22 protein-coding genes and 1 pseudogene are annotated in these 21316 nt (G+C 54.8%); 8 read left to right on the forward strand and 15 right to left on the reverse strand.

Going from position 1 to position 21316, the window contains the following annotated elements; translation table 11 throughout:
- Positions 1-147: 147 nt before the first annotated feature.
- From ACEUCR_RS15425 to ACEUCR_RS15435, 3 genes are all read left to right on the forward strand, one after another.
- A complete protein-coding gene (locus ACEUCR_RS15425; RefSeq protein WP_167576894.1) occupies positions 148-324 on the forward strand; it encodes a hypothetical protein in 177 nt (58 codons plus the stop codon).
- Between the two features lie 172 nt (positions 325-496).
- The gene (locus ACEUCR_RS15430; RefSeq protein ID WP_011222051.1) at positions 497-784 is read left to right on the forward strand and encodes a CopG family ribbon-helix-helix protein; all 288 of its coding nucleotides are present in this window, start codon (positions 497-499) and stop codon (positions 782-784) included.
- Entirely contained in the window at positions 772-1065 is a 294-nt protein-coding gene (locus ACEUCR_RS15435) for a type II toxin-antitoxin system RelE/ParE family toxin (protein ID WP_011222050.1), read from the forward strand. The genes ACEUCR_RS15430 and ACEUCR_RS15435 overlap by 13 nt, the downstream gene beginning before the upstream one ends.
- Here ACEUCR_RS15435 and ACEUCR_RS15440 read toward each other — a convergent pair.
- From ACEUCR_RS15440 to tetR(A), 3 genes and pseudogenes are all read right to left on the reverse strand, one after another.
- Positions 1003-1314: a hypothetical protein gene (locus ACEUCR_RS15440; protein WP_052150402.1), complete on the reverse strand. Its 312-nt coding sequence runs from the start codon at positions 1312-1314 to the stop codon at positions 1003-1005. The two genes, ACEUCR_RS15435 and ACEUCR_RS15440, sit on opposite strands and share 63 nt — an antisense overlap.
- A gap of 35 nt (positions 1315-1349) precedes the next feature.
- Positions 1350-1535, reverse strand: a pseudogene (locus tag ACEUCR_RS15445) (TolC family protein); the annotation flags it as partial.
- A gap of 702 nt (positions 1536-2237) precedes the next feature.
- A complete protein-coding gene (gene tetR(A) / locus ACEUCR_RS15455) occupies positions 2238-2888 on the reverse strand; it encodes a tetracycline resistance transcriptional repressor TetR(A) (protein ID WP_000164043.1) in 651 nt (216 codons plus the stop codon).
- A 105-nt stretch (positions 2889-2993) separates the two neighbouring features.
- Between tetR(A) and tet(A) the strand changes: the two genes are divergently transcribed.
- On the forward strand, positions 2994-4193 hold the full coding sequence (tet(A), locus tag ACEUCR_RS15460; RefSeq protein ID WP_001973670.1) for a tetracycline efflux MFS transporter Tet(A): 1200 nt from the start codon (positions 2994-2996) through the stop codon (positions 4191-4193).
- Between the two features lie 31 nt (positions 4194-4224).
- Here tet(A) and ACEUCR_RS15465 read toward each other — a convergent pair whose 3' ends face one another.
- On the reverse strand, positions 4225-4485 hold the full coding sequence (locus tag ACEUCR_RS15465) for an EamA family transporter (RefSeq protein WP_425330936.1): 261 nt from the start codon (positions 4483-4485) through the stop codon (positions 4225-4227).
- Positions 4486-4712: 227 nt separating this feature from the next.
- On the opposite strand from ACEUCR_RS15465, the gene ACEUCR_RS15470 reads away from it, so the two are divergent.
- A complete protein-coding gene (locus ACEUCR_RS15470) occupies positions 4713-5486 on the forward strand; it encodes a recombinase family protein (protein ID WP_425331400.1) in 774 nt (257 codons plus the stop codon).
- Here ACEUCR_RS15470 and ACEUCR_RS15475 read toward each other — a convergent pair.
- The 10 genes from ACEUCR_RS15475 to ACEUCR_RS15520 form a co-directional block, all read right to left on the reverse strand.
- Positions 5471-5794: a hypothetical protein gene (locus ACEUCR_RS15475; protein ID WP_134695568.1), complete on the reverse strand. Its 324-nt coding sequence runs from the start codon at positions 5792-5794 to the stop codon at positions 5471-5473. The two genes, ACEUCR_RS15470 and ACEUCR_RS15475, sit on opposite strands and share 16 nt — an antisense overlap.
- 500 nt (positions 5795-6294) lie before the next feature.
- The gene (locus ACEUCR_RS15480) at positions 6295-7047 is read right to left on the reverse strand and encodes a M48 family metallopeptidase (protein WP_134695569.1); all 753 of its coding nucleotides are present in this window, start codon (positions 7045-7047) and stop codon (positions 6295-6297) included.
- 5 nt (positions 7048-7052) lie between these two features.
- A complete protein-coding gene (locus ACEUCR_RS15485) occupies positions 7053-10355 on the reverse strand; it encodes a type I restriction endonuclease subunit R (protein WP_134695570.1) in 3303 nt (1100 codons plus the stop codon).
- The gene (locus tag ACEUCR_RS15490) at positions 10352-11356 is read right to left on the reverse strand and encodes a virulence RhuM family protein (RefSeq protein ID WP_134695571.1); all 1005 of its coding nucleotides are present in this window, start codon (positions 11354-11356) and stop codon (positions 10352-10354) included. Before ACEUCR_RS15490 ends, ACEUCR_RS15485 begins: the two co-directional genes overlap by 4 nt.
- A 3-nt stretch (positions 11357-11359) precedes the next feature.
- Positions 11360-11986, reverse strand: coding sequence for an SLATT domain-containing protein (locus ACEUCR_RS15495; RefSeq protein ID WP_134695572.1), 627 nt, complete (start codon positions 11984-11986; stop codon positions 11360-11362).
- Positions 11987-11993: 7 nt separating this feature from the next.
- Positions 11994-13292 carry a nucleotide-binding domain-containing protein gene (locus ACEUCR_RS15500; protein ID WP_134695573.1) on the reverse strand — a complete coding sequence of 433 codons (1299 nt, stop codon included), beginning with the start codon at positions 13290-13292 and terminating at the stop codon, positions 11994-11996.
- A 17-nt stretch (positions 13293-13309) separates the two neighbouring features.
- Positions 13310-14518 carry a restriction endonuclease subunit S gene (locus tag ACEUCR_RS15505; RefSeq protein ID WP_134695574.1) on the reverse strand — a complete coding sequence of 403 codons (1209 nt, stop codon included), beginning with the start codon at positions 14516-14518 and terminating at the stop codon, positions 13310-13312.
- A complete protein-coding gene (locus ACEUCR_RS15510; RefSeq protein ID WP_408791317.1) occupies positions 14515-16053 on the reverse strand; it encodes a type I restriction-modification system subunit M in 1539 nt (512 codons plus the stop codon). Before ACEUCR_RS15510 ends, ACEUCR_RS15505 begins: the two co-directional genes overlap by 4 nt.
- 3 nt (positions 16054-16056) lie before the next feature.
- Complete coding sequence (gene dinD / locus ACEUCR_RS15515) at positions 16057-16893, reverse strand: DNA damage-inducible protein D (protein WP_134997016.1); 837 nt, start codon at positions 16891-16893, stop codon at positions 16057-16059.
- The gene (locus tag ACEUCR_RS15520; RefSeq protein WP_232098025.1) at positions 16890-17480 is read right to left on the reverse strand and encodes a restriction endonuclease subunit S; all 591 of its coding nucleotides are present in this window, start codon (positions 17478-17480) and stop codon (positions 16890-16892) included. The genes dinD and ACEUCR_RS15520 overlap by 4 nt, the downstream gene beginning before the upstream one ends.
- A gap of 248 nt (positions 17481-17728) precedes the next feature.
- On the opposite strand from ACEUCR_RS15520, the gene ACEUCR_RS15525 reads away from it, so the two are divergent.
- The 3 genes from ACEUCR_RS15525 to repC are packed head-to-tail and all read left to right on the forward strand — an operon-like array spanning position 17729 to position 19749.
- Positions 17729-18064, forward strand: a complete 336-nt coding sequence (locus tag ACEUCR_RS15525) for a helix-turn-helix domain-containing protein (protein ID WP_134695578.1) — start codon at positions 17729-17731, stop codon at positions 18062-18064.
- Between the two features lie 7 nt (positions 18065-18071).
- Positions 18072-18923: a helicase RepA family protein gene (locus tag ACEUCR_RS15530; protein ID WP_134695579.1), complete on the forward strand. Its 852-nt coding sequence runs from the start codon at positions 18072-18074 to the stop codon at positions 18921-18923.
- 46 nt (positions 18924-18969) lie between these two features.
- On the forward strand, positions 18970-19749 hold the full coding sequence (gene repC, locus ACEUCR_RS15535) for a replication protein C, IncQ-type (RefSeq protein WP_232098026.1): 780 nt from the start codon (positions 18970-18972) through the stop codon (positions 19747-19749).
- A 294-nt stretch (positions 19750-20043) separates the two neighbouring features.
- On the opposite strand, the gene ACEUCR_RS15540 is transcribed toward repC, so the two are convergent.
- Positions 20044-21183 (reverse strand): site-specific integrase, encoded by a 1140-nt coding sequence (locus ACEUCR_RS15540; protein WP_134695581.1) that lies wholly within the window; start codon positions 21181-21183, stop codon positions 20044-20046.
- Positions 21184-21316: the final 133 nt, after the last annotated feature.

Here is a 21316-nt window from a genome sequence, read left to right on the forward strand (position 1 = left end):
AATCAATCACTTAGCAGTCTGAATGTCGCATTTGGACGGAAAATCCCTAGAACCCCCGAGTGGCGGCAGCGGCTCCTCGATGCAGGCCTTCAGTTGGATTGAAGGGAGGTGGTGCCGATGTGGTTGAGCGATAGATTTCCGGGGTTGATGTTGTGGCACACAGTGGCGGCGCTGGCCGCCGTGTTCGCGGCGAAAGCCCTGCTGTACTGGGCGGCTGACTGGCTGGCGCTGGGGCCACTTTACAGCGCCTTGGCGGGGCCTTCCTGGAACGTGGCGGCATGGATTGCGGCGCTGGCTCTGTTGCTGCGCTGGATGAAGGTCTAGCCCGCTCTGCCGCGCTGCGCTTGGCGGCCCCCGAGCCAGTGGCGATAGACTGCGCTAGTCGCCCCAGTTCGGGGGCGACATTGCAGTACTGCAATCGGGTTGTGACGGCGCTTAGATTGCGTGGTAAATTTAGGTATCGCTAGGTAATACCTTTGGCTAACAGTGAGGTCTTATGTCCGCAGCTACCAAACCCATGTCTATCAAACTTGATAGCGATACCCAAAGCCGGATCAAGCAGCTAGCTGCTGCCCGCGACCGTTCAGCGCACTGGATGATGCGCGAAGCTATCACCCAGTATGTTGAGCGCGAAGAGCGCAAGGAGGCGTTCCGCCGCGATACCCTCGATGCTTGGCAGGAGTTTCAGGAGACTGGTTTGCATGTCTCTCTTGAGGAGACCGATCAGTGGTTGGCTGGTTGGGGCACCGAGATTGAAGGTGGTGCACCTGCATGCCACAAGTGATCCTCTCTCCGGCTGCTCTGCGTGACCTTAAACGGCTGCGCGAGTTCTTGCACAGTAAGAGCCCAGTTGTTGCACAGCGAGCAGCCCAAACCATCCGTTCGGCGCTGGCCCAGCTCGGGCAACAACCCGCGATGGGGCGTCCTATTGAAGGGCTCCCGGAGGTGTTCCGCGAGTGGGTCATCCCCTTTGGGGACAGTGGTTATCTGGCGCGTTACCGCCTAGAGGGCGAAACCGTAGTGATCTTGGCTCTGCGTCACCAGCGCGAAGCCGGGTTTATTTAGGGAGGCGTAATGGGCTCCGGAAGCCTCTTTGCCGCCCACCCAATAGGTGTAGCCCGCGTCCCAGTAACCGGAAAGGTGCCCCGTGCCGCTGTCGAACCAGCGCGCTTCCCAGGGCTTTGACGCACCGATGCGCAACGTGGCGCCGCCCTGGCCCGTGGCGCCCACCGCGGCAGACAATTCTGCACCAACGGCGGGCGTGGCAAGCAAGGCCGCAGCCAGTGCGCCGGCCGGCAAGGATCTCAACAACATGATTTGTTTCCTCATGAAAAACAGATGACAACACTTCATGCTTCGGGATCGGCGCTGGCGGCAGCTGGCGCCACTGACGCCGTGTGCCAGCCGCCGCCCAATGCCCGGTACAGATCGATCTCGCTATTGAGCTGCGCCAGCTGATTCAATACCAGCTGCTGCTGCGAGCTGAACAGCAGGCGTTGCGCGTCCAGTACGGCCAGATAGCTGTCGACGCCTTCCCGGGGTTCTAGGGATTTTCCGTCCAAAAACGACAAAGTGCTCTGGAGGCCACGCCGTCCGCGGCCTCCAGAGGGGTATTACTTTTTTGGCGCTTCACATAGCCAGTCACAATAAATCAATCACTTAGCAGTCTGAATGTCGCATTTGGACGGAAAATCCCTAGAACCCCATAGACGGCCGCCAGCCCAGCGGCGAGGGCAACCAGCCCGGTGAGCGTCGGAAAGGCGCTGGAAGCCCCGTAGCGACGCGGAGAGGGGCGAGACAAGCCAAGGGCGCAGGCTCGATGCGCAGCACGACATAGCCGGTTCTCGCAAGGACGAGAATTTCCCTGCGGTGCCCCTCAAGTGTCAATGAAAGTTTCCAACGCGAGCCATTCGCGAGAGCCTTGAGTCCACGCTAGATCTATCTCATCTGCGCAAGGCAGAACGTGAAGACGGCCGCCCTGGACCTCGCCCGCGAGCGCCAGGCGCACGAGGCCGGCGCGCGGACCCGCGCCACGGCCCACGAGCGGACGCCGCAGCAGGAGCGCCAGAAGGCCGCCAGAGAGGCCGAGCGCGGCCGTGAGGCTTGGACGCTAGGGCAGGGCATGAAAAAGCCCGTAGCGGGCTGCTACGGGCGTCTGACGCGGTGGAAAGGGGGAGGGGATGTTGTCTACATGGCTCTGCTGTAGTGAGTGGGTTGCGCTCCGGCAGCGGTCCTGATCAATCGTCACCCTTTCTCGGTCCTTCAACGTTCCTGACAACGAGCCTCCTTTTCGCCAATCCATCGACAATCACCGCGAGTCCCTGCTCGAACGCTGCGTCCGGACCGGCTTCGTCGAAGGCGTCTATCGCGGCCCGCAACAGCGGCGAGAGCGGAGCCTGTTCAACGGTGCCGCCGCGCTCGCCGGCATCGCTGTCGCCGGCCTGCTCCTCAAGCACGGCCCCAACAGTGAAGTAGCTGATTGTCATCAGCGCATTGACGGCGTCCCCGGCCGAAAAACCCGCCTCGCAGAGGAAGCGAAGCTGCGCGTCGGCCGTTTCCATCTGCGGTGCGCCCGGTCGCGTGCCGGCATGGATGCGCGCGCCATCGCGGTAGGCGAGCAGCGCCTGCCTGAAGCTGCGGGCATTCCCGATCAGAAATGAGCGCCAGTCGTCGTCGGCTCTCGGCACCGAATGCGTATGATTCTCCGCCAGCATGGCTTCGGCCAGTGCGTCGAGCAGCGCCCGCTTGTTCCTGAAGTGCCAGTAAAGCGCCGGCTGCTGAACCCCCAACCGTTCCGCCAGTTTGCGTGTCGTCAGACCGTCTACGCCGACCTCGTTCAACAGGTCCAGGGCGGCACGGATCACTGTATTCGGCTGCAACTTTGTCATGCTTGACACTTTATCACTGATAAACATAATATGTCCACCAACTTATCAGTGATAAAGAATCCGCGCGTTCAATCGGACCAGCGGAGGCTGGTCCGGAGGCCAGACGTGAAACCCAACAGACCCCTGATCGTAATTCTGAGCACTGTCGCGCTCGACGCTGTCGGCATCGGCCTGATTATGCCGGTGCTGCCGGGCCTCCTGCGCGATCTGGTTCACTCGAACGACGTCACCGCCCACTATGGCATTCTGCTGGCGCTGTATGCGTTGGTGCAATTTGCCTGCGCACCTGTGCTGGGCGCGCTGTCGGATCGTTTCGGGCGGCGGCCAATCTTGCTCGTCTCGCTGGCCGGCGCCACTGTCGACTACGCCATCATGGCGACAGCGCCTTTCCTTTGGGTTCTCTATATCGGGCGGATCGTGGCCGGCATCACCGGGGCGACTGGGGCGGTAGCCGGCGCTTATATTGCCGATATCACTGATGGCGATGAGCGCGCGCGGCACTTCGGCTTCATGAGCGCCTGTTTCGGGTTCGGGATGGTCGCGGGACCTGTGCTCGGTGGGCTGATGGGCGGTTTCTCCCCCCACGCTCCGTTCTTCGCCGCGGCAGCCTTGAACGGCCTCAATTTCCTGACGGGCTGTTTCCTTTTGCCGGAGTCGCACAAAGGCGAACGCCGGCCGTTACGCCGGGAGGCTCTCAACCCGCTCGCTTCGTTCCGGTGGGCCCGGGGCATGACCGTCGTCGCCGCCCTGATGGCGGTCTTCTTCATCATGCAACTTGTCGGACAGGTGCCGGCCGCGCTTTGGGTCATTTTCGGCGAGGATCGCTTTCACTGGGACGCGACCACGATCGGCATTTCGCTTGCCGCATTTGGCATTCTGCATTCACTCGCCCAGGCAATGATCACCGGCCCTGTAGCCGCCCGGCTCGGCGAAAGGCGGGCACTCATGCTCGGAATGATTGCCGACGGCACAGGCTACATCCTGCTTGCCTTCGCGACACGGGGATGGATGGCGTTCCCGATCATGGTCCTGCTTGCTTCGGGTGGCATCGGAATGCCGGCGCTGCAAACAATGTTGTCCAGGCAGGTGGATGAGGAACGTCAGGGGCAGCTGCAAGGCTCACTGGCGGCGCTCACCAGCCTGACCTCGATCGTCGGACCCCTCCTCTTCACGGCGATCTATGCGGCTTCTATAACAACGTGGAACGGGTGGGCATGGATTGCAGGCGCTGCCCTCTACTTGCTCTGCCTGCCGGCGCTGCGTCGCGGGCTTTGGAGCGGCGCAGGGCAACGAGCCGATCGCTGATCGTGGAAACGATAGGCCTATGCCATGCGGGTCAAGGCGACTTCCGGCAAGCTATACGCGCCCTAGGAGTGCGGTTGGAACGTTGGCCCAGCCAGATACTCCCGATCACGAGCAGGACGCCGATGATTTGAAGCGCACTCAGCGTCTGATCCAAGAACAACCATCCTAGCAACACGGCGGTCCCCGGGCTGAGAAAGCCCAGTAAGGAAACAACTGTAGGTTCGAGTCGCGAGATCCCCCGGAACCAAAGGAAGTAGGTTAAACCCGCTCCGATCAGGCCGAGCCACGCCAGGCCGAGAACATTGGGGTTCTAGGGATTTTCCGTCCAAAAACGACAAAGTGCTCTGGAGGCCACGCCGTCCGCGGCCTCCAGAGGGGTATTACTTTTTTGGCGCTTCACATAGCCAGTCACAATAAATCAATCACTTAGCAGTCTGAATGTCGCATTTGGACGGAAAATCCCTAGAACCCCGCTCACCTCGCTTTGGTGCACACGAGTATTGAGCATAGTCGAGATTGGTGCAGATCACTTCTGATATTGAACTGTCAGGAGCTGGCTGCACAACAGCCATTACGCCCAATCAACTGGTGCAGTCGTCTTCTGAAAATGACAAATGCACTAAAGTTGAGGAACTATTTAAAACAGACTTAAGGGTGACGTCGATGTTCATTCGCGCTTATCTGCGAGCCTCCACTGCCGATCAAGACGCTGAGCGCGCCAAGGAGCAGTTGGTGACCTTTGCCCGGGAGCATGGCCACCAGATCGCCTCTTTTTATGTTGAGAACGAATCCGGGGCTACGCTGGCCCGGCCCGAGCTGATGCGGCTTATCCGCGATGCTGGGCCCCGAGACATTGTTCTGGTGGAACAGATTGACCGCCTTGCCCGTTTAACCCAGGGCGACTGGCAGACGTTGAAGGCGCGCTTGGCGCAGAAGCAACTGGCCATCGTTTCCCCCGAGCTGCCAACCTCCTGGGTGGCATTACAGGGTGACAGCGGCTCCGATTTCACCAGCGCCATCTTGCAGGCCGTCAACGGAATGCTGTTGGATATGCTGGCCGCCGTGGCCCGCAAGGACTACGACGACAGGCGGCGCCGGCAGCGGCAAGGCATTGCCAAAGCCAAAGAGGAGGGCAAATACCGTGGTAGGCAGAAGGATGAGAAGAAGCGTCAACACATCGCCAGGCTGTTGGTGACAGGACACAGCTATTCAGCAATTCAGGAGATGCTTGGCTGCTCTCGGCACCTTATCGCCAGTGTGGCCAAGGAAGCGCGCAGTCAGTTCCAGAAGTAGTACTTTTTGATGACCGGCCCACCCTTGCGCTGTGGGCGAGGGCTTGCCTTGAGGGTTTTCACCGACCAGATAAGCGAGATGCTCAGCGCTGTGAACAGCCCGGCGGGCCAATGCCAGCAGGTGAGGGCGGCAAGGGCCAGTAGCAGCAGCCTGGCCGTGATGGGCCGCCTGGTAGCCCATGCCAGTATTGGCCAGCACCAATACACCAGAGGCAGGCAGATCAGCAGCCAAGCGAATAGCGTGTTACCCAGTGCCATCAAGCCCAGTACCACAACCGCCATCAGGCCGATATCAGCGATCGGTTTCATGGTGCCGCTCTTGTGCGTGGGCCTTGTAGCTATACAGGCTCCACACAAATACCAGGGTGAAGAAGGCCAGCAAGCCCACCATCCCCCAACTGAACGCATCCATCAAAACGCTCCACCAATGAACATAATTTCAGCATGGCACCGAAGGCGTTGGTGTTCAAACAACTTATTGAAAATGTTGAGTTTGTTCGTTCGTGACAAAGTTGGAACTATGGAATCCAGTGGCTTATTGACCAGTGGAATCAGCGCCCTCATCCCCGGCCAATCCCTGTCCAGTTCCCCTCCACATAACTATCTATCTGGAATCTTGGTGCGGATATTCCAGATAGTGGAAAGTCGGTTCAGAACGTGCCCCTGGAATCTTGATAAGGGCTTTCCTATCTATCTGGAATGTTAGGGGCGGGCTTCCCTATTGAAACCCGCTACCTTGGCCACTCCAAGCTGCGGGGTGGAAAGCAGGCGCGATGATTCCTATCTATCTGGAATAATGGTTTGCTCTTTCACACGGTGAGCAGCTGATGTGCCATCCCATCCAGCCTGGCTTTCGTCTTCTCCCACCCCGGCATCACTTGTCCCATCAGCCGGTAGAAGCGATCGCTATGGTTGTGCTCGGCGATGTGGCAAAGCTCATGGAGAATGACGTAATCAATGCACTCCCTCGGCGCCTTAACCAGGTGGGGGTTCAGGGTGATACGGCCATTGGGGGAACAACTTCCCCATTGGGTTTGCATGGTCAGTATGCGCAGTAGCGGACGTTCATCTACCCATAGTGCCTGCTCCAGCATGGCATCGAGGCGCTTGGCGAATAGTTCTCTGGCGCGGGCTTTGTACCAGTCAGCCAGCAGGGCTTTAACCTTGTGGGCGGACTTTGTTCGCACAGAAACCTCCAGCTTACCGCGCAGCAGCTTTACGCTTTGAAGCTGTTCGGGGGCCTCTATCACTTTCAGCAGGTATTGTTTACCCAAGTAGTAGTGGCTCTCGCCACTGATGTACTGGCGCGCAGTGGTGAACTCCAGCTGCTTGCGAAAGTCACGCAGCTGCTCATATATCCACCGGCCCCGTTTTTTTACAGCGGATAGAACGGCTTCGTTGTCGGCATCTTCGGGAGCAGATGCGATCACCCGGCAATCCGGATGCACCTTGATCAGTACCCTGCCCGTGGCTTGCAGGCGCTTTACTCGCTCAACGGTGATCTGCTCGTCGCCGTAGCGAAAGTGCATGGTCTGGTTATGAGGTTTTATCGGCACATTCATCTAACTTACAGTCCGCTCAAACCCACACGGGTGATCTGCACAATCATCTCAACAATGTTCTTGGCCTGGTCCATGCCGCCGCCAATGGCTTTGCATTCTTGGAACATTCGCGGCAGTAACTTCTTACGGATGTCGGCTTCGATGTTTTGCGGGTTGATGGAGTGCTCGGCAACGGACGTTTCTACCGCCTGGTCGATTTCAAAGGCGACCTTGACCCATTTGTCCTGCACTTGTTGGTCCATCACCGCCAAGGCGGCTGGCAGCACTTTCTTGAATACACCGAAGTAGGCCTGGGCGTGGCGATTGCCGGCAAACACATCGGGAATATCCCCCAGGCGCCTGTCTTGTACTTGCTCTTCAAACTCACGGAACAGCATGTACTGTTTCAGTGGGTGGTCGAACAGCTTTTCGGCTTCCTCAATGGCTTGACGCAACAAGGCTGAGAAGGCTTCCTGAGCGTAAGGGTCATCCCGTAGCTCCTGCTCAATCATGCGGGTTACGCGGGTCTTGATGATGTCGGTTTCGTTGCGGGTTTTATCTTCGCTCCAGTCTTGTGGCTGCGTCGATTGGCCCATCTTGCCCACTTCATACACGCCGTCGGGCTCTTTGACCTGTACACCCACCACATGCTTATCCAGCAGCTTTTTCACCTGATCGGCGTATTCGTCGTAGTCGATTCTTTCGCCAGCATCTTGCTGCACCAGTTGGCGTAGGCTGGAGAACTGCTTCACCGTTTCTTTGTAGTGGCGGCGGTCGGCATCGCTAAAGCTTTTATCTTCAAAGAAGGTGGCCGATTGCAGGGCGACTTTCAGACAACTGGCGAAGGCCGTTAGGGCTTCGTAGAAGTCTTCACGCACCTTTAGATGCACGTCAACCAGCTCTCCGCTCTCTCCCGGCGCTAAAGGCTTTTGCTCTTCAATCTTTGGAACCAGCACCTGGCGCAACTGTTCGATATCGTTCTTGTTTTTGACGCCATCGAATATGGCCCAGAGCTGCTTATAGAGCTGCGGCAGGCGCTTGTACTCGGTACTCATCTGGTTGTAGAGGCCAGCAATATCATTGATGTCGTAACCGCCCTGGGTACGGGAGGCCAGATCCTGATACTTGGCGATGGTGGTATCCAATTCCGCCAGAATGCCGCGATAGTCGATGAGCAGGCCAAACTGCTTCTTCGGATGCAGGCGATTTACCCGCGCAATCGCCTGGATCAGGTTGTGCTCTTTCAGCGGTTTGTCGATGTACAGCACAGCGTTTTTCGGCTCATCGAAGCCGGTGAGCAGCTTATCGACCACGATAAGGATCTTCAGAGAGTCATCTTTGTCGAAGCGCTCAATCAGATGTTTGGTGTAAGCCTGTTCGTCCTGGCTGCCAACGTTGTCTTTCCACCACTGGGTCACTTCCGGCGTGGCGGCTTCATCTATGGCGGTATTGCCTTCACGGCTGTCCGGGGGGCTCATTACCACGGCAGATTCAAACAAGCCTGCCTCATCCAGGTACTTTTTGTATTTGATGGCCGACAGCTTGCTGTCGCAGGCCAGTTGGCCTTTTAGACCGTCGTCGATGTTTTTAACGAAGTGGTTGGCGATATCCAGGGCAATCAGGCGGATACGGTCATCGGCGCTATACACTTGGCCTTTTTTGGCAAACTTGCGCTTCAGGTCGGCCTTTTGTTCGTCTGAAAGCCCCTCGGTGATGCGTTCAAACCAGCTGTCGATGGCGCGTTCATTCACGTCCAAGTCGGGAATGCGCTCTTCGTACAGCAGTGGCGTTACGGTCTTATCTTCCACGGCGCGTTGCATGGTATAGGCGTGGACAATGGGGCCAAATTTATTGGTGGTCTTGTCGTCTTTTAGCAGCGGGGTGCCGGTAAAAGCGACGAAAGCAGCATTGGGCAGCGCCTGCTTCATGCGGATGTGGTTTTCACCGCCTTGGCTGCGGTGGCCTTCATCAATCAGCACAATCACATCCGCGCTGTTGTTTACGCACTCCGGCAGTTTGGTGGCGGTATTAAATTTTTGGATCAGCGAGAAGACAATCCGCTCAGTGCCTTTGCCGATCTGTTCGGCCAGGCGTTTGCCAGAGGTGGCCATGGCGGCGGCTTTGTCCTTCTTACCGGCCAGTTCACCACCAGAGGCAAAGGTTTTGCTGAGCTGGTCTTCCAAATCTACCCGGTCGGTCACCACCACAATGCGGCATTGTTTCAGGCTGTCGTGCAGGATCAGCGCCTTACTTAAAAACACCATGGTGAATGACTTGCCCGACCCTGTGGTATGCCAGATCACGCCGCCTTCACGGCCGCCGGTGCTGCTGCGAGTATTGATGCGCTCAATCAGTCGCTTGATGCCGAACACCTGCTGATAACGGGCAACGATTTTGCCGGCCTTTTTATCGAACAAGGTAAAGTAACGGGTCATCTCCAATAGTCGGGCAGGGCTTAACAGGCTGATCAGCAGTTGATCTTGCCCGGTCACCGCCAACTCGCCCCCCGCGACAAGGCTTTGGTACCAGTCCAGGTCTTTTGCCGGGCGATGGCTGAAGAGGTTTGCCAACTGTGCGTCGTTAAGCGCTTTGTTCTTGGTGGTGTGCATCTGGGCATCACTGATGTCCTCTTCACGCCAGGCGGCCCAAAACTTAGCGGGCGTGCCACAGGTGCCATAGCGGCCATCATTGCCGTTAATAGACAGCAGCAGCTGGCTATAGGCGAACAGCAGCGGAATTTCGTCATGGCGCTGGTTACGCAGGCTTTGGGAAATGCCTTCGTCAATGGTGGGGCCTTTTTTGGCATTGCCATCGGGGCGTTTGGCCTCAATCACCACCAGCGGAATACCGTTTACAAAGCACACTATGTCGGGCCTGCGGCTTTCCACGCCGCCAGAGCGGGTAACGGTAAACTCTTCGGTAAACACAAAGCTGTTATTGGCCGGGTTTTGCCAGTCAATCAGCGCAACCGTCGGATTGACCTTTTTACCCTCCACAAACTCGGTCACGCTGATGCCATACAACAGGTGGTTGTACAGGCGCTCATTAGCCGTGAGCAGGCCCTCATTAAGGGCCGGGCTGCACACCTCGGCAATCAGGTTATCAATGGCCTTTTCAGACAGGGGGTAGCTTTTGCCAGCAAAAGTAAAGGTGCGCTTCTGGAGTTCACTGCGTAGCACCTGGCGTAAAACCACCTCATCGGCCTTGCCACCCCGGGCGGCCAACGCCTGTTCAGGAGAGAGGAAGGACCACCCCAGGTTGGTTAACAACGTCAGCGCCGGTAACTTGGCACTGTATTCTTCCTGAAATTTGGGGGCGGGTTGGGTCACTTTGTCTGCTTCCTTTTCTGGTTCAGGCGTTGCTCTAATCTTTCCAATTCCTTGAGTTCTTTTTTGTCTTCCGCCAGAGCCTCCTGCCTGCTGCGCTGCAAATGGAAAGCCTCGTAATGTTTGTGGGCAATTTGTTCCATCTGTTTTCGACTGATGCGCCCGGCGCTGTTGAGCAGTGGCTGCTCATTAAAATCCATAAACTTATCGACATACTCACGCCAATCTTGCAGGCGAAGATGGGCTTTGTTTTTCGCCCTGAACTCGGCGAACTCGAAGAACATGCTGACCAAGCGATTGAGGCTCTCCAATTCGTCTGCGTGCAGGTAATTTTTCGCGACCACCACATCGGCTTTGCGCACCTTATTGCCAGCAAAACTGGTGAGGTTCATGTTGGGCTTGGAGGGGGCTGCACGTTCGACAACCAGCTCCGCGGCGGTGTGGCCGGTCACGGCATAGAACAGCTTGTTTTGAACCTCGGCAAACAATAATCCCGTCTCTTTTTCGTTTGCCCGGTAGTCTTCAGATAACGCCAATAGGTCGCGAACCTTCTGATAGAAACGCTTCTCCGACGAGCGTATGTCGCGGATGCGTTCCAGCAGTTCATCAAAGTAGTCCCATTTAGGGTCTTTAAGGCGGTCGTCATCCATGGCGAACCCCTTGGTCAGGTATTCGCCCAAGGTACGTGTTGCCCACTGGCGAAATTGCGTGCCACGAGTCGAGCGTACCCGATAGCCCACAGCGATGATCATCGGCAGTGCGTAAAGCTGAGTCAGGTACTCTTTGCCATCCGCCGCAGTAGTCAACTTGGAGTTGACAACTGCCCCTTCAGCCAGCTCCCTGTCTGACAAAATGGCCTTCACGTGCTTGCTGATATTCTGCTTGCTGGTTTGGTACAACTCCGCCATTTCCAGTTGGGTTAGCCATACCTGCCCCCCCAGTTCACGCAGCACTAACTGGGATTGGCCATCGTCGGTTGTGTAGAGGATCAGGTCGTTATCCACTGGTTACTCCTCTGCTGCTTTATTCATTGCAGAGCAGAACAACTCAACGACATCATGCTGGAACCAAAAGTATCCGAGAGCACTCAGGGTACAGAGCAACAAAAACCACAACGATAGAGGGACTTTGTCTCTAAAAAGTCCGAACTTCAGTTGCTCATCAATCCAGTCTATCTGGTGTTCCCAAAAGAACTTGTAGTGTGCGTACCAGTTGCTCAAGAGAATTTGTTTGCTCATGCAGGAGGCGTAATATTTACTTTCCAGCTCTGATAGTTTTGCTTCAAAATCAGAAAAATCTGCCTGCTCATCCATAGCTTTCACATTCAAGTACAAAGCCTTCAATTCGTTAAGAATCTTCGTTAAAGAAACGCCGCATTGCGCATACTTTGCCTTTTCGTGGTCACATATGCTGACATAAAGTCCAATCACCCCTAGCACAACAAATCCGGAAGAGATCAATTTGGTCGGTGAGTTTTCTACCGCCAAAGAAATGATGCCAAAGGCCATTGATAGAAAGCTGATCAGTCCCGGCGCTTTTTCAATGATGTCATATGAAGCAAAATGCTTCTTGGCACCAAACCCTACGTCATAGCCTTTCTGGGCAATGCTTCGAAGCAAGTCATACTTTGTCATATAGGCCTCACTGAATAGGAACATCAATGGATGCACGAGCTACCACAACATCATTTTTAATCGCGTAACACTCAACAAAATGCTCGCCTTTAAATGAGGTTTGCTCATTCCTTCTCATGTGCCCTTCATCAGTCACTATTTGCCCTCTGATTTGGTCTTTTTTTTGTGCTTCCAGACCTCTGTTCAACACCTTCCATTTTATAGTGAATGGTGGCGGAACTTCTATATCCTCAACTCTAAATAAAAGCCTTTTATTTGCTAACAAGGGGATGCGTTGAGAAAGCATCTGATACAGGGTGTGTTCTCTAAAGCCATTTTGTGAAACGTCGCAATCCAGACGCATGTTGTAGCGAACATCAATGGGATATTGATCTTCGATGAACTCCTCTGTATCTCTCCAGGTTGCCAAGGCTTTTGCTACAGCTTCCTTGACTGCTTCGGCTTTAGGGAAATTGCTTCCGTAAACTTCACGCCATTTTTCATTTGCCTTGGCCGTACCTTCAGCATTTATTGCTTCAACACACAGGTCATAGGCTTCTTCGGCTTTTTTTCGGAAGTCTTTTTTGACTTTTACGTCCTGATTACTGCCGGGAGCCTGGTAGTGATCTTTTTTATCTTGGTCAGCAAGGAATTTAAAGAAATCTCTGCTTAACCAGTCAAAATACAAGTAGCTTTTGTCATCATAATCAGTCGTGGATTTCATGAAGTTGTAGGCCAGGGTATCGATGAGCAAACCTCCCATGGCGGCTCCGCTCTTGTTCTTCCAGGCTCTGGCCATCTTGCACAGCAGGCGAAGGTTTTTATTTTTCTCGTCGTTTAACTCTTTGACGGCTTTCATTTCCTGACGGGGCTTGGTCTTTTTCCAGCTACCACCATTTCCGGTATGAGGAAATTCAAAGTAACCTGACCCGTCGGAGTTATATCGATCGAATACCGGCTGAACTTCTACGTGAAAACTCTGATATTTCACAGAAACAACCAGCCCATCTACTTTTACGTCAGTAGAGGGATATCGAGACTTAATAGCTTCCTTTACGTCGGTTAGAAGCTTGGACTGCTTATGGTCTTTGTAATCATCCCATTTTGATGATGGCATGATGTAGACCATATCGAGATCCGATATACCTTTGATGCCGGTGTATCTGCCATATGAGCCAACCTGCAAAGAGTTCGCAGTGGTTGAGTCCGTCCCTCTGAATTTCAGATTCAAAGCCTTGGTAATCTGTTCGTAGCGTTGCTTGAACTGGTCAGATTTCTGAACCTTGATATTGTCGAGAAACTCTTTAAACATCTCCGATACGGACATAAACACTCCTTGTCTATTTAGTTAATTTGAACCCGACGCTTACCTGTCAATAGCTGCTGCATCAGGGCTTTTTTCTCCTGCTTTAAGGCATTGAGCTTCTGTTTTAGAGCAGTAATTTCCTCATCTGCGGTGGACAGTACGGCGGCGATTTTTTGTTGCTCGACGAAATTAGGCACCTTAATCTTCAGATTTTTTATGTCATCACTATTTATTGACTCGAAGGTACTTCCCTGGGATAGAGAGCCCCACTTCGGTTCGAACCAAAGGAGGAATTGATAGATAAAGCTTTGGTCAAAATTAGGCTTGGCATGCAATGCGGCTATTCCTCGACCAATACAAGCTTTATGCTCAGATATAGCGACGGTTCCAACAGGGGCTCGAACGCTTAGTAATATGTCACCGATTTCACACTCTTTTGTGATTTCAGAAGTAAAAATCCTTGGGGCCGAAATGCGATTTTTTATATCTGCATTTCCTTGAAGTAAAGGAAGACCAATTCCATTTTCGTTGTATGCTTCAGATTTAGGTGATGAGCCCATCACAATTACAGCCACATGAGACAAATGGTACGACTTCCACTCCCCACTAAATCTCACACCATTTTTGTCAAGCAGGCGCTTTTTGCCGGTGAGCAGTTGTTGCATCAGGGCTTTTTTCTGCTGCTGGCTGTTGGCGAGCAGTTGTTCGGTGGTGGTGATGGCCTTATCCCAGGTGGAGAGGATTTGGGCGATTTTATTTTGTTCGGGGAGCGGAGGAACAGGAACACTAATTTCTTGAGTTAGTTTTGTGTTGAATACACCCTGAGCACCACCTGCCGCCCCTGCATATATCTGTGATTTCCCATAGGGCGAAAGAAGGAAGTATGTGTAGAAGTCAGAGTTGGCATTTTTCGCTGACTTGTTCTTTATAATGATGGCATTAGCCATGTTTGCCATACCGCTAAGGCCGCTTACCTTGCAAACCATTCCAAGATTGGCACCAACTCTTGCAATCACTATGTCATCATTTTCAATTTGTGATTTTTTATTCTTATCATTGAATTCTTTCGTGACATGACGAATTTCATCATGACGAAAGTAACCATCTCGAATATTAAGCGTTCGATAAAATGGAATTCCCCTCGATGCATCACAGTAATGGTCGTTAACATTGCCAACGTATCCCACTACAATTTTTTTGAATAATTCGCCCAGAGGTCTTTTTTGCCAGCTATCTGGAAGTTTCATTGCAAACCACCTTGTGAGCTGTATCCCAACTCCTCAAGATACTTCGCCATCTCGATTTCCAACTCAACCAGTTGGGCTTTGAGTTGATCGCGTTCGGCGCGTACCGCCATCAGGTCAATTTCTTCCTCTTCTTCAAAGGTATCGACGTAGCGCGGGATATTGAGGTTGTAGTCGTTGTCCTGGATCTCTTTCAGGCTGGCCACATAGGCGTATTTATCGACATTGGCGCAGCCGTTGTAGGTGGCGACGATTTTCTTGATGTTGTCGTCGGTGAGCTGGTTTTGGTTTTTACCTGGCTTAAAGTCGCGGCTGGCGTCGATAAACATCACTTTGTCGTCGAACTTGTCTTTACGGAACACCAGGATGGCGGCGGGAATGCCGGTGCCGAAGAACAGCTTTTCCGGCAGGCCAATCACGGCGTCCAGCAGATTTTCGTCAATCAGCTTTTGGCGGATTTTGCCTTCGCTTGAACCCCGGAACAGCACGCCGTGGGGCACCACTACCGCCATGCGGCCGCTTTTGGGTTTGAGGGTTTCAATCATGTGCAGGATGAACGCATAGTCGCCTTTGGTTTTCGGCGGTACACCCCGGCGAAAGCGGCTGAACTTGTCGTGCTCGGCTTCGTCATGGCCCCATTTATCCAAGGAGAACGGCGGGTTGGCGGTAACGATATCAAACAGCATCAGCTCGCCGTTTTTGTCCAGCAGCTTAGGGTTACCGATGGTGTCGCCCCATTCGATTTTGTGGTTGTCTTCGCCGTGCAGGAACATGTTCATCTTGGCCAGTGACCAGGTGGAGCCGATGGCTTCCTGCCCGTAGAGGGCGTATTGCTTACTGCCGTGGTTGGCCACCACCTTGCGGCCACACTTCATCAAGAGGGAGCCAGAACCACAGGCCGGGTCGCAAATGCTCATGCCGGGTTCGGGGGCCAGCAGCTCGGCAATCAGATCAGAGACCTCCGGCGGGGTATAAAACTCACCGGCTTTCTGGCCGCCGCTGGCCGCAAAGTTTTTGATGAGATATTCGTAGGCGTTGCCGATCACATCCAGGGTGCCAACGCGACTGGGCTTGAGGTTGAGCTCCGGCTTGGCGAAGTCTTCCAAGAGGTGGCGCAAAATGGTGTTCTTCTGCTTCTCTTCACCCAGTTTGTCGGTGTTAAAGCTGATGTCCTGGAACACGCTTTTGCCGGCGTCTTTGAGTTTGGTGCCGTTGGCTTCTTCAATGGCGTGCAGGGCTTGGTCAATGCGCTCGCCGTTACCGGGTTCATGGCGGTGCTCCCACAGGGCGTAGAAGCTGGATTGCTTGGGCAGTACAAAGCGCTCGTTTTTCATCATCTCTTCGATGAGCTGTGGCTCGTCGCCGTACTGGGCTTTGTACTCGTCATAGTGGTCTTGCCATACATCAGAGATGTACTTCAAAAACAGCATGGTGAGGATGAAGTCTTTGTAGGTGTCGGCGCTGATGGTGCCGCGAAAGGTGTCACAGGCGGCCCACAGGGCTTTGTTAATGCTGTCTTGGTTGATTTTGTCGGTCACTGCTTAATCCTCTGACGATGTGTCCTGCAGCTTTTTGGCGGCAGATTCTATTTGTTTGATGCTGTTGTCCGGTGTGGGCAGGTTCTCGGGCATGGTGCCTCCCAACTCGGCTATGGTTTGGCGTACCTTTCGGCCAACCTCGAAGTGCGTTTCATTGGCCTGGCGTTTGCCCTGAACCTGATCGCGGCGCAGCTTTTCTTCTGTTTGGGTGGCGCGAAAGAGGTTGGCAGCCAGCTCGGTGGAGCCCATGTGATCCAGGATCTTCTGGCTTTTCTTCAGCCCTTTTTTGGCGTGAATAGCCTTTTGGTCCAGGCCGCCGTACAGGCCCTGATAACCGTGGTTTTGGAAGATGGCGAAATCCAGGCCTGTTGCCACACCCGCCTGCTGTGCCGCTTCGACCAGTTGCTTGTTATGCTCTTTCAGTTCATTGCGCAGGAATAGGCGTTTCTCGTCTTCCCTTAGTTGCTTGAAGGCTTCGTCGTCGGCGAGCTCCTGGCGGCGAGTTTGCACAGCAAAGTAGGTTTGCCCTGCTGCTATGACGGGTTTGGATGGATCGCCATTTTGTACCACCAGGTAGCAGGCGTAACGGGAGAGCTTTACGTCCTGCAGCTCGCGTTGGGCGCCTGAGCCAATAGTGACCAATGCGAGGATATCCTCGAAATGGTCTGAGGCAGGTAGGCCGCTGTTGTCACATGCCTCCTTGGCCTTGGTCAGCACCGGCAGGAAGTGGCGGTATTCGGAGTAGCCCAATAGTTTGGACAGAGCCCTGGCAGACCAATATTCAATGCCTCGCTCATCTAGCTGCTTGAGTTGCTCAAAAGGCTGATGCTGCTCGTTCATTGCTCTACCTCCTTGTTGAATAAGTCTGCGGCTATGGCATTCATCATGCGCTCGCCGTTCTCGATGAGCTTTTCTAGCAACCGCTGTTCTTCGCGCAGGGTATGGGCCATGGCGATGATACCGTGTTGCCTGGTGAGTGGCGGGACTGCGATGGGGGCCTCTTCCAGCACGGTACGGCGAATGCTCTTGGTGAGGGTGCCTTCGGCATGCAGTTCGAAGTAACGCTGGCAGGGCAGCTGATTGAGCTGCCAGGCAAGGAATTCCGGTATCAGTGCATCAGGTTGTGGCCGCACCACATAAAAGTGCGGGGCTGCAACAGCTGGCATTAGGGCATGCCGGGTATCAACCAGCACGGCATAGTTTTGATTGCCTCGCGCCGCGACCAGAATATCCCCGGTTTGCAGCCAGTCCGGCGCTTTCTTGCCCGTTGCTTCACTGCGCAAGCAGCCGGACCAATCGACACCAAACACTGACGAGGTGTCTTTCATCTGCACCACGGTCAGACTCCCCTCGGGGTGCTCAGGGATCTTGCCGCGAAACGGATAACCGGCGCTGATTGTGGCTATTTGATGCAGCTTTAATCTCACAAAATTTCTCGTCATCGTTAATGATGCTTTGGCCAGTGTCTATGATGAGACTCTGTTCCGTCAACACAAAGCTCGATCTTTTTTTGCATCAATGAAGATGAAGTTTTACGTATGGCTTTCACATGTGAAAGTTTCCCTCCGCAAAAAACGCTCTTGGTGCCCAAATCGGACAACTACAGCGACGAGGGTTTCGCCAAGCTCCCGGTACGCTCTTGCATGCTGATGTTTGTAACTAGGAGACCATCTGCATGCGCGAACAAAATCCGTCAGTTTACAGCGATCCTAATGGGACGATTCTGAAAGAGCTTTATGAGCTGAAACAGCTGGTACGCCAGCAAGGGCAGGCGCTGAAGGAGGTGCTTTGTGCCGAAGAGTGTGCCGAGCTGCTAGGGGTGTCAGTTGGTTATGTGTACCGGCTGACTAGCGAAAAACGCCTGCCGCATTACAAGCCCCAGGGTAAGAAGATCTACTTTAAGCGTGATGAACTGCTGGACTGGTTGCTCTCTCACCGTATCTCCCCAGATTCAGAGCTCACTGAGCATGTGGCTAAGCACGTGCGGCAAGCCCGTCATGGCGGGCTGTGAGGCTGTAATGGAGCGGGAGCTTATTGCATCTCACTGGCCTCTTGATCTTCAGGCGGCCTTTACCGAACCTCCCAAGCCAATCGACTTTGTCTTACCGGGGCTGCCGGTGGGCTGTGTCGGAGCCTTGGTGTCACCAGGCGGTGCCGGTAAATCCATGCTGGCACTGCAGTTGGCAATGCAGATAGCCGGCGGGCCGGACTGGCTCGATCTTGGCAAGCTGGAACAGGGAGCTGTGCTCTACCTGCCTGCCGAGGACCCTCTGCCGGTGCTACACCACCGCTTGTTCGCTTTGGGTCAGAACCTTGATGCAGGGCAGCGTGTGGCGCTTGAGCGTGACCTTAAGTTGATACCGCTTCAGGGAGCCAGCCCCAACCTGTTGGACAGCCAATGGCTGGAAGCGATTGCCCTTTGGGCTGAGGGCGTGAGGTTGATCGTTATCGACACCCTCCGGCGTTTTCATAATGCCGACGAGAACGCGGCCTGTGCCATGACGCAGGTGCTGGGTCAGTTGGAACGGCTGGCCATGGGGCAGGGATGCGCCGTGCTGTTTTTGCACCACACCAGCAAGTTGGCCGCCTTCCAGGAGGTTGGCGATCAGCAGCAGGCCAGCCGTGGTTCGTCTGTGCTGGTAGACAATGTCCGCTGGCAGGGCTACCTCGCCACCATGACCAGGAAGGAGGCGCAGCAGCTGAGCGTGTCGGCACAGCAGAGCCATCGCTACGTGCGGTTTGGGGTTAGTAAAAGCAACTATGTGCCGCCACTACCAGAGCGCTGGCTGGTGCGAGAAGAAGATGGCCTGCTGCGCCCTGCCAGGTTGGACGTAACACGCCGAGCGGGAGGCAAACGTGCCTTGCTTTGAATTGACCCATGCCCGGCACGACCATATGCACTGCCTGGCTCCAGGATTGTTCAGAGCCATCTCTCGTGGCCAGCGCCGCCGAGACAAGCTGGATGTGGTGTATCGATTCGGTGGGGGCAATCAGATTGAGTTTTCCGGGCCAGAGCCGCTGGGTGCCGATGACCTTCGCGTGCTTCAGGGGCTGGTTGCCCTGGCTGGTATCGAGGACTACAGCGCCATCATCGAACCCATTGCCGCTACTGGGGAGGGTAACACCTTACGGACCCTGTTAGAGCCTCGCTGGGCCGCCAATCAGCAACGCGTCTTGGTGGTCAAAAGCAGCCTGCGCAAACTGGCCAAGGAGGTTGGCTACGCCAACCCTCGTGACACCAACACGGTGCGCCGCTGTGTCGAGCGGTTGTGGAAGGTGTCAGTAATAGCGCAGGTGGCTGGCCAGCGCAGCGGTTTTCGTCTGCTGGCGAACTATGCCAGCGATGCCCTGACCGACGGGCTCTTTGTGGCGCTCAATCCTTTGCTGACCTCCGCCATTATGGGCACTGGTCGTCATGTTCGTATCGACATGACAGAAGTGCGGCGCCTGAATGGCAGCATCACCAGATTGTTGCATCAGCGGCTATGTGCCTGGGTCGATGGTGGCCAGAGTAGAGTGGTGCAATTAGACACCTTGGTCGCTTATGTCTTTCCTGAGGAGGCAAGCATGGCCACCCACCGCAAGCGGCAATCGCGAGTCCGCAAGGCACTGGATGAACTGGCTGAACTGGGTTGGTCAATAAATGAACATGCCAAGGGGCGGTTCACCATAGGCCGGCCTGCGCTATCACGATAATGGTCACAGACCATCACGAAAGTGGTCACAAAGCTCACGATAATGGTCACAAACCAATTGAGCGAAACCCAGGTGCTACTTGGGCTGCAGGGCGATCCTGAAATCCGATCTAGATTATCTAAGATCATCTACACCAGCGCTGGGTGGCGCCGGCGCTTTTGTTGGCTCTTCCTGGCCAGGTTCTGCCTCTTTTGGTAACTGGCCAAGCAACTGCTCCGCCTGCTGCCTGGCGGCTGCGACCACCTCAGGCTTCTCACAGGCCAGGATCTCGTCAAGGGTGCGTCCCATCTTCTATCACTCCAATACGTTGGGGAAATGGAGCATGGCATCTCGGCGCCGCGATTCAAGGATGTCGGCATAGATCTCGGTAGTTCTCAGCTCACTGTGCCCCAGCAAGCGGGAGAGGGCATAGATATCGACGCCGCGGTTAAGCTGGATGACGGCGAAGGTATGGCGTGCGCTGTGGAAGGTGACCTTCTTGGTGATCCCGGCCTGCAACGCCCACCGGGTGAGCTCCATGTTGTGCCAAGCCGAGTACTTGAGGCCCTTGAAGATCCGCTCTGTTGCCTTGCCTGGGCGCCCCATCAGCTGCATCGCCATGTCATTCAAATCCAGGTATTGCAGGCCGCTAGTCTTCTTCTGGGTGAAGACGATTCGGTAATGGCCGTAGAAGGGCTCAAGCTCTGCCCAGGTTAGCTTGTGAATGTCGGACCAGCGCAAGCCAGTGCAGCAGGAGAACAGAAAGGCGCGCTTAAGAACGTCATAGCGGCATTCGGCCTGGGCCAGGGCTCGTACCTCGTCTTCGGTCAGGTAAACGCGCTTGTTCTTCTCTCCCTGGATGACTTTGACGCGTCGTACCGGATTATCCATCAGCAGCCGCTCCTGCTCTGCTTGGTTCAGGGCTGCCCTCAACTTGTTGAAGTAGGCACTTTGGGTGTTGCGGCTCAGTGGCGTGCCGCTTTTGGTGCGGGCCTTGTGCATCAGGTAGTGCCGAAAACCCTCCAGGAACAGCTGATCGACCTCCTCGAAAGTCAAATCAGGCAGTTTATGGTACTGGCGCAAATGCTTGAGGGTAGACACCCAGATGGAATAGTTGCTCTTGCTGCCTGCCGCCTTTTGGTCGGTCACTTCCTGGAAGTACTCAAAGAAGCTGGCCTTGTGGGCGCTCGATAAATCCAGATGGTGTTTGCCGGTCTCGTATTCGAAGAGCCGCTTGGCGCGAATGGCTTCCGCTGCCCGCTGGGTTTCTTTGTTGTGAAGCCGCTGTGCCGGGGTACGCGGCTTGTCGTACAGGAAGAGATCCAGGGTCTCTCTGCTGCGCTTGTGCTTGCGGATGCCTGTGGCGGGATCAAGGTAGGAGCCGGCGTAGTAGGTTAAGCGCGCAGTGCGCTTGCCTTCGGCGTCCGGTGCGCGGTATTCGATGCTGATCTTCATGAGTGTCCCCCAAAAGTACCCCAAGAGGTTACTTCGGGGTACTCTCGGGGTAAATTCTCACGAAACAAGATCAGGTAAGAACAGCCAGTAAAAAACAAAGTCCAATATTTACAATGTCTTATGTTCTTTATGG

The sequence above is a fragment of the Aeromonas bivalvium genome (assembly GCF_046078285.1).
GTDB classification, from domain to species: domain Bacteria; phylum Pseudomonadota; class Gammaproteobacteria; order Enterobacterales; family Aeromonadaceae; genus Aeromonas; species Aeromonas bivalvium.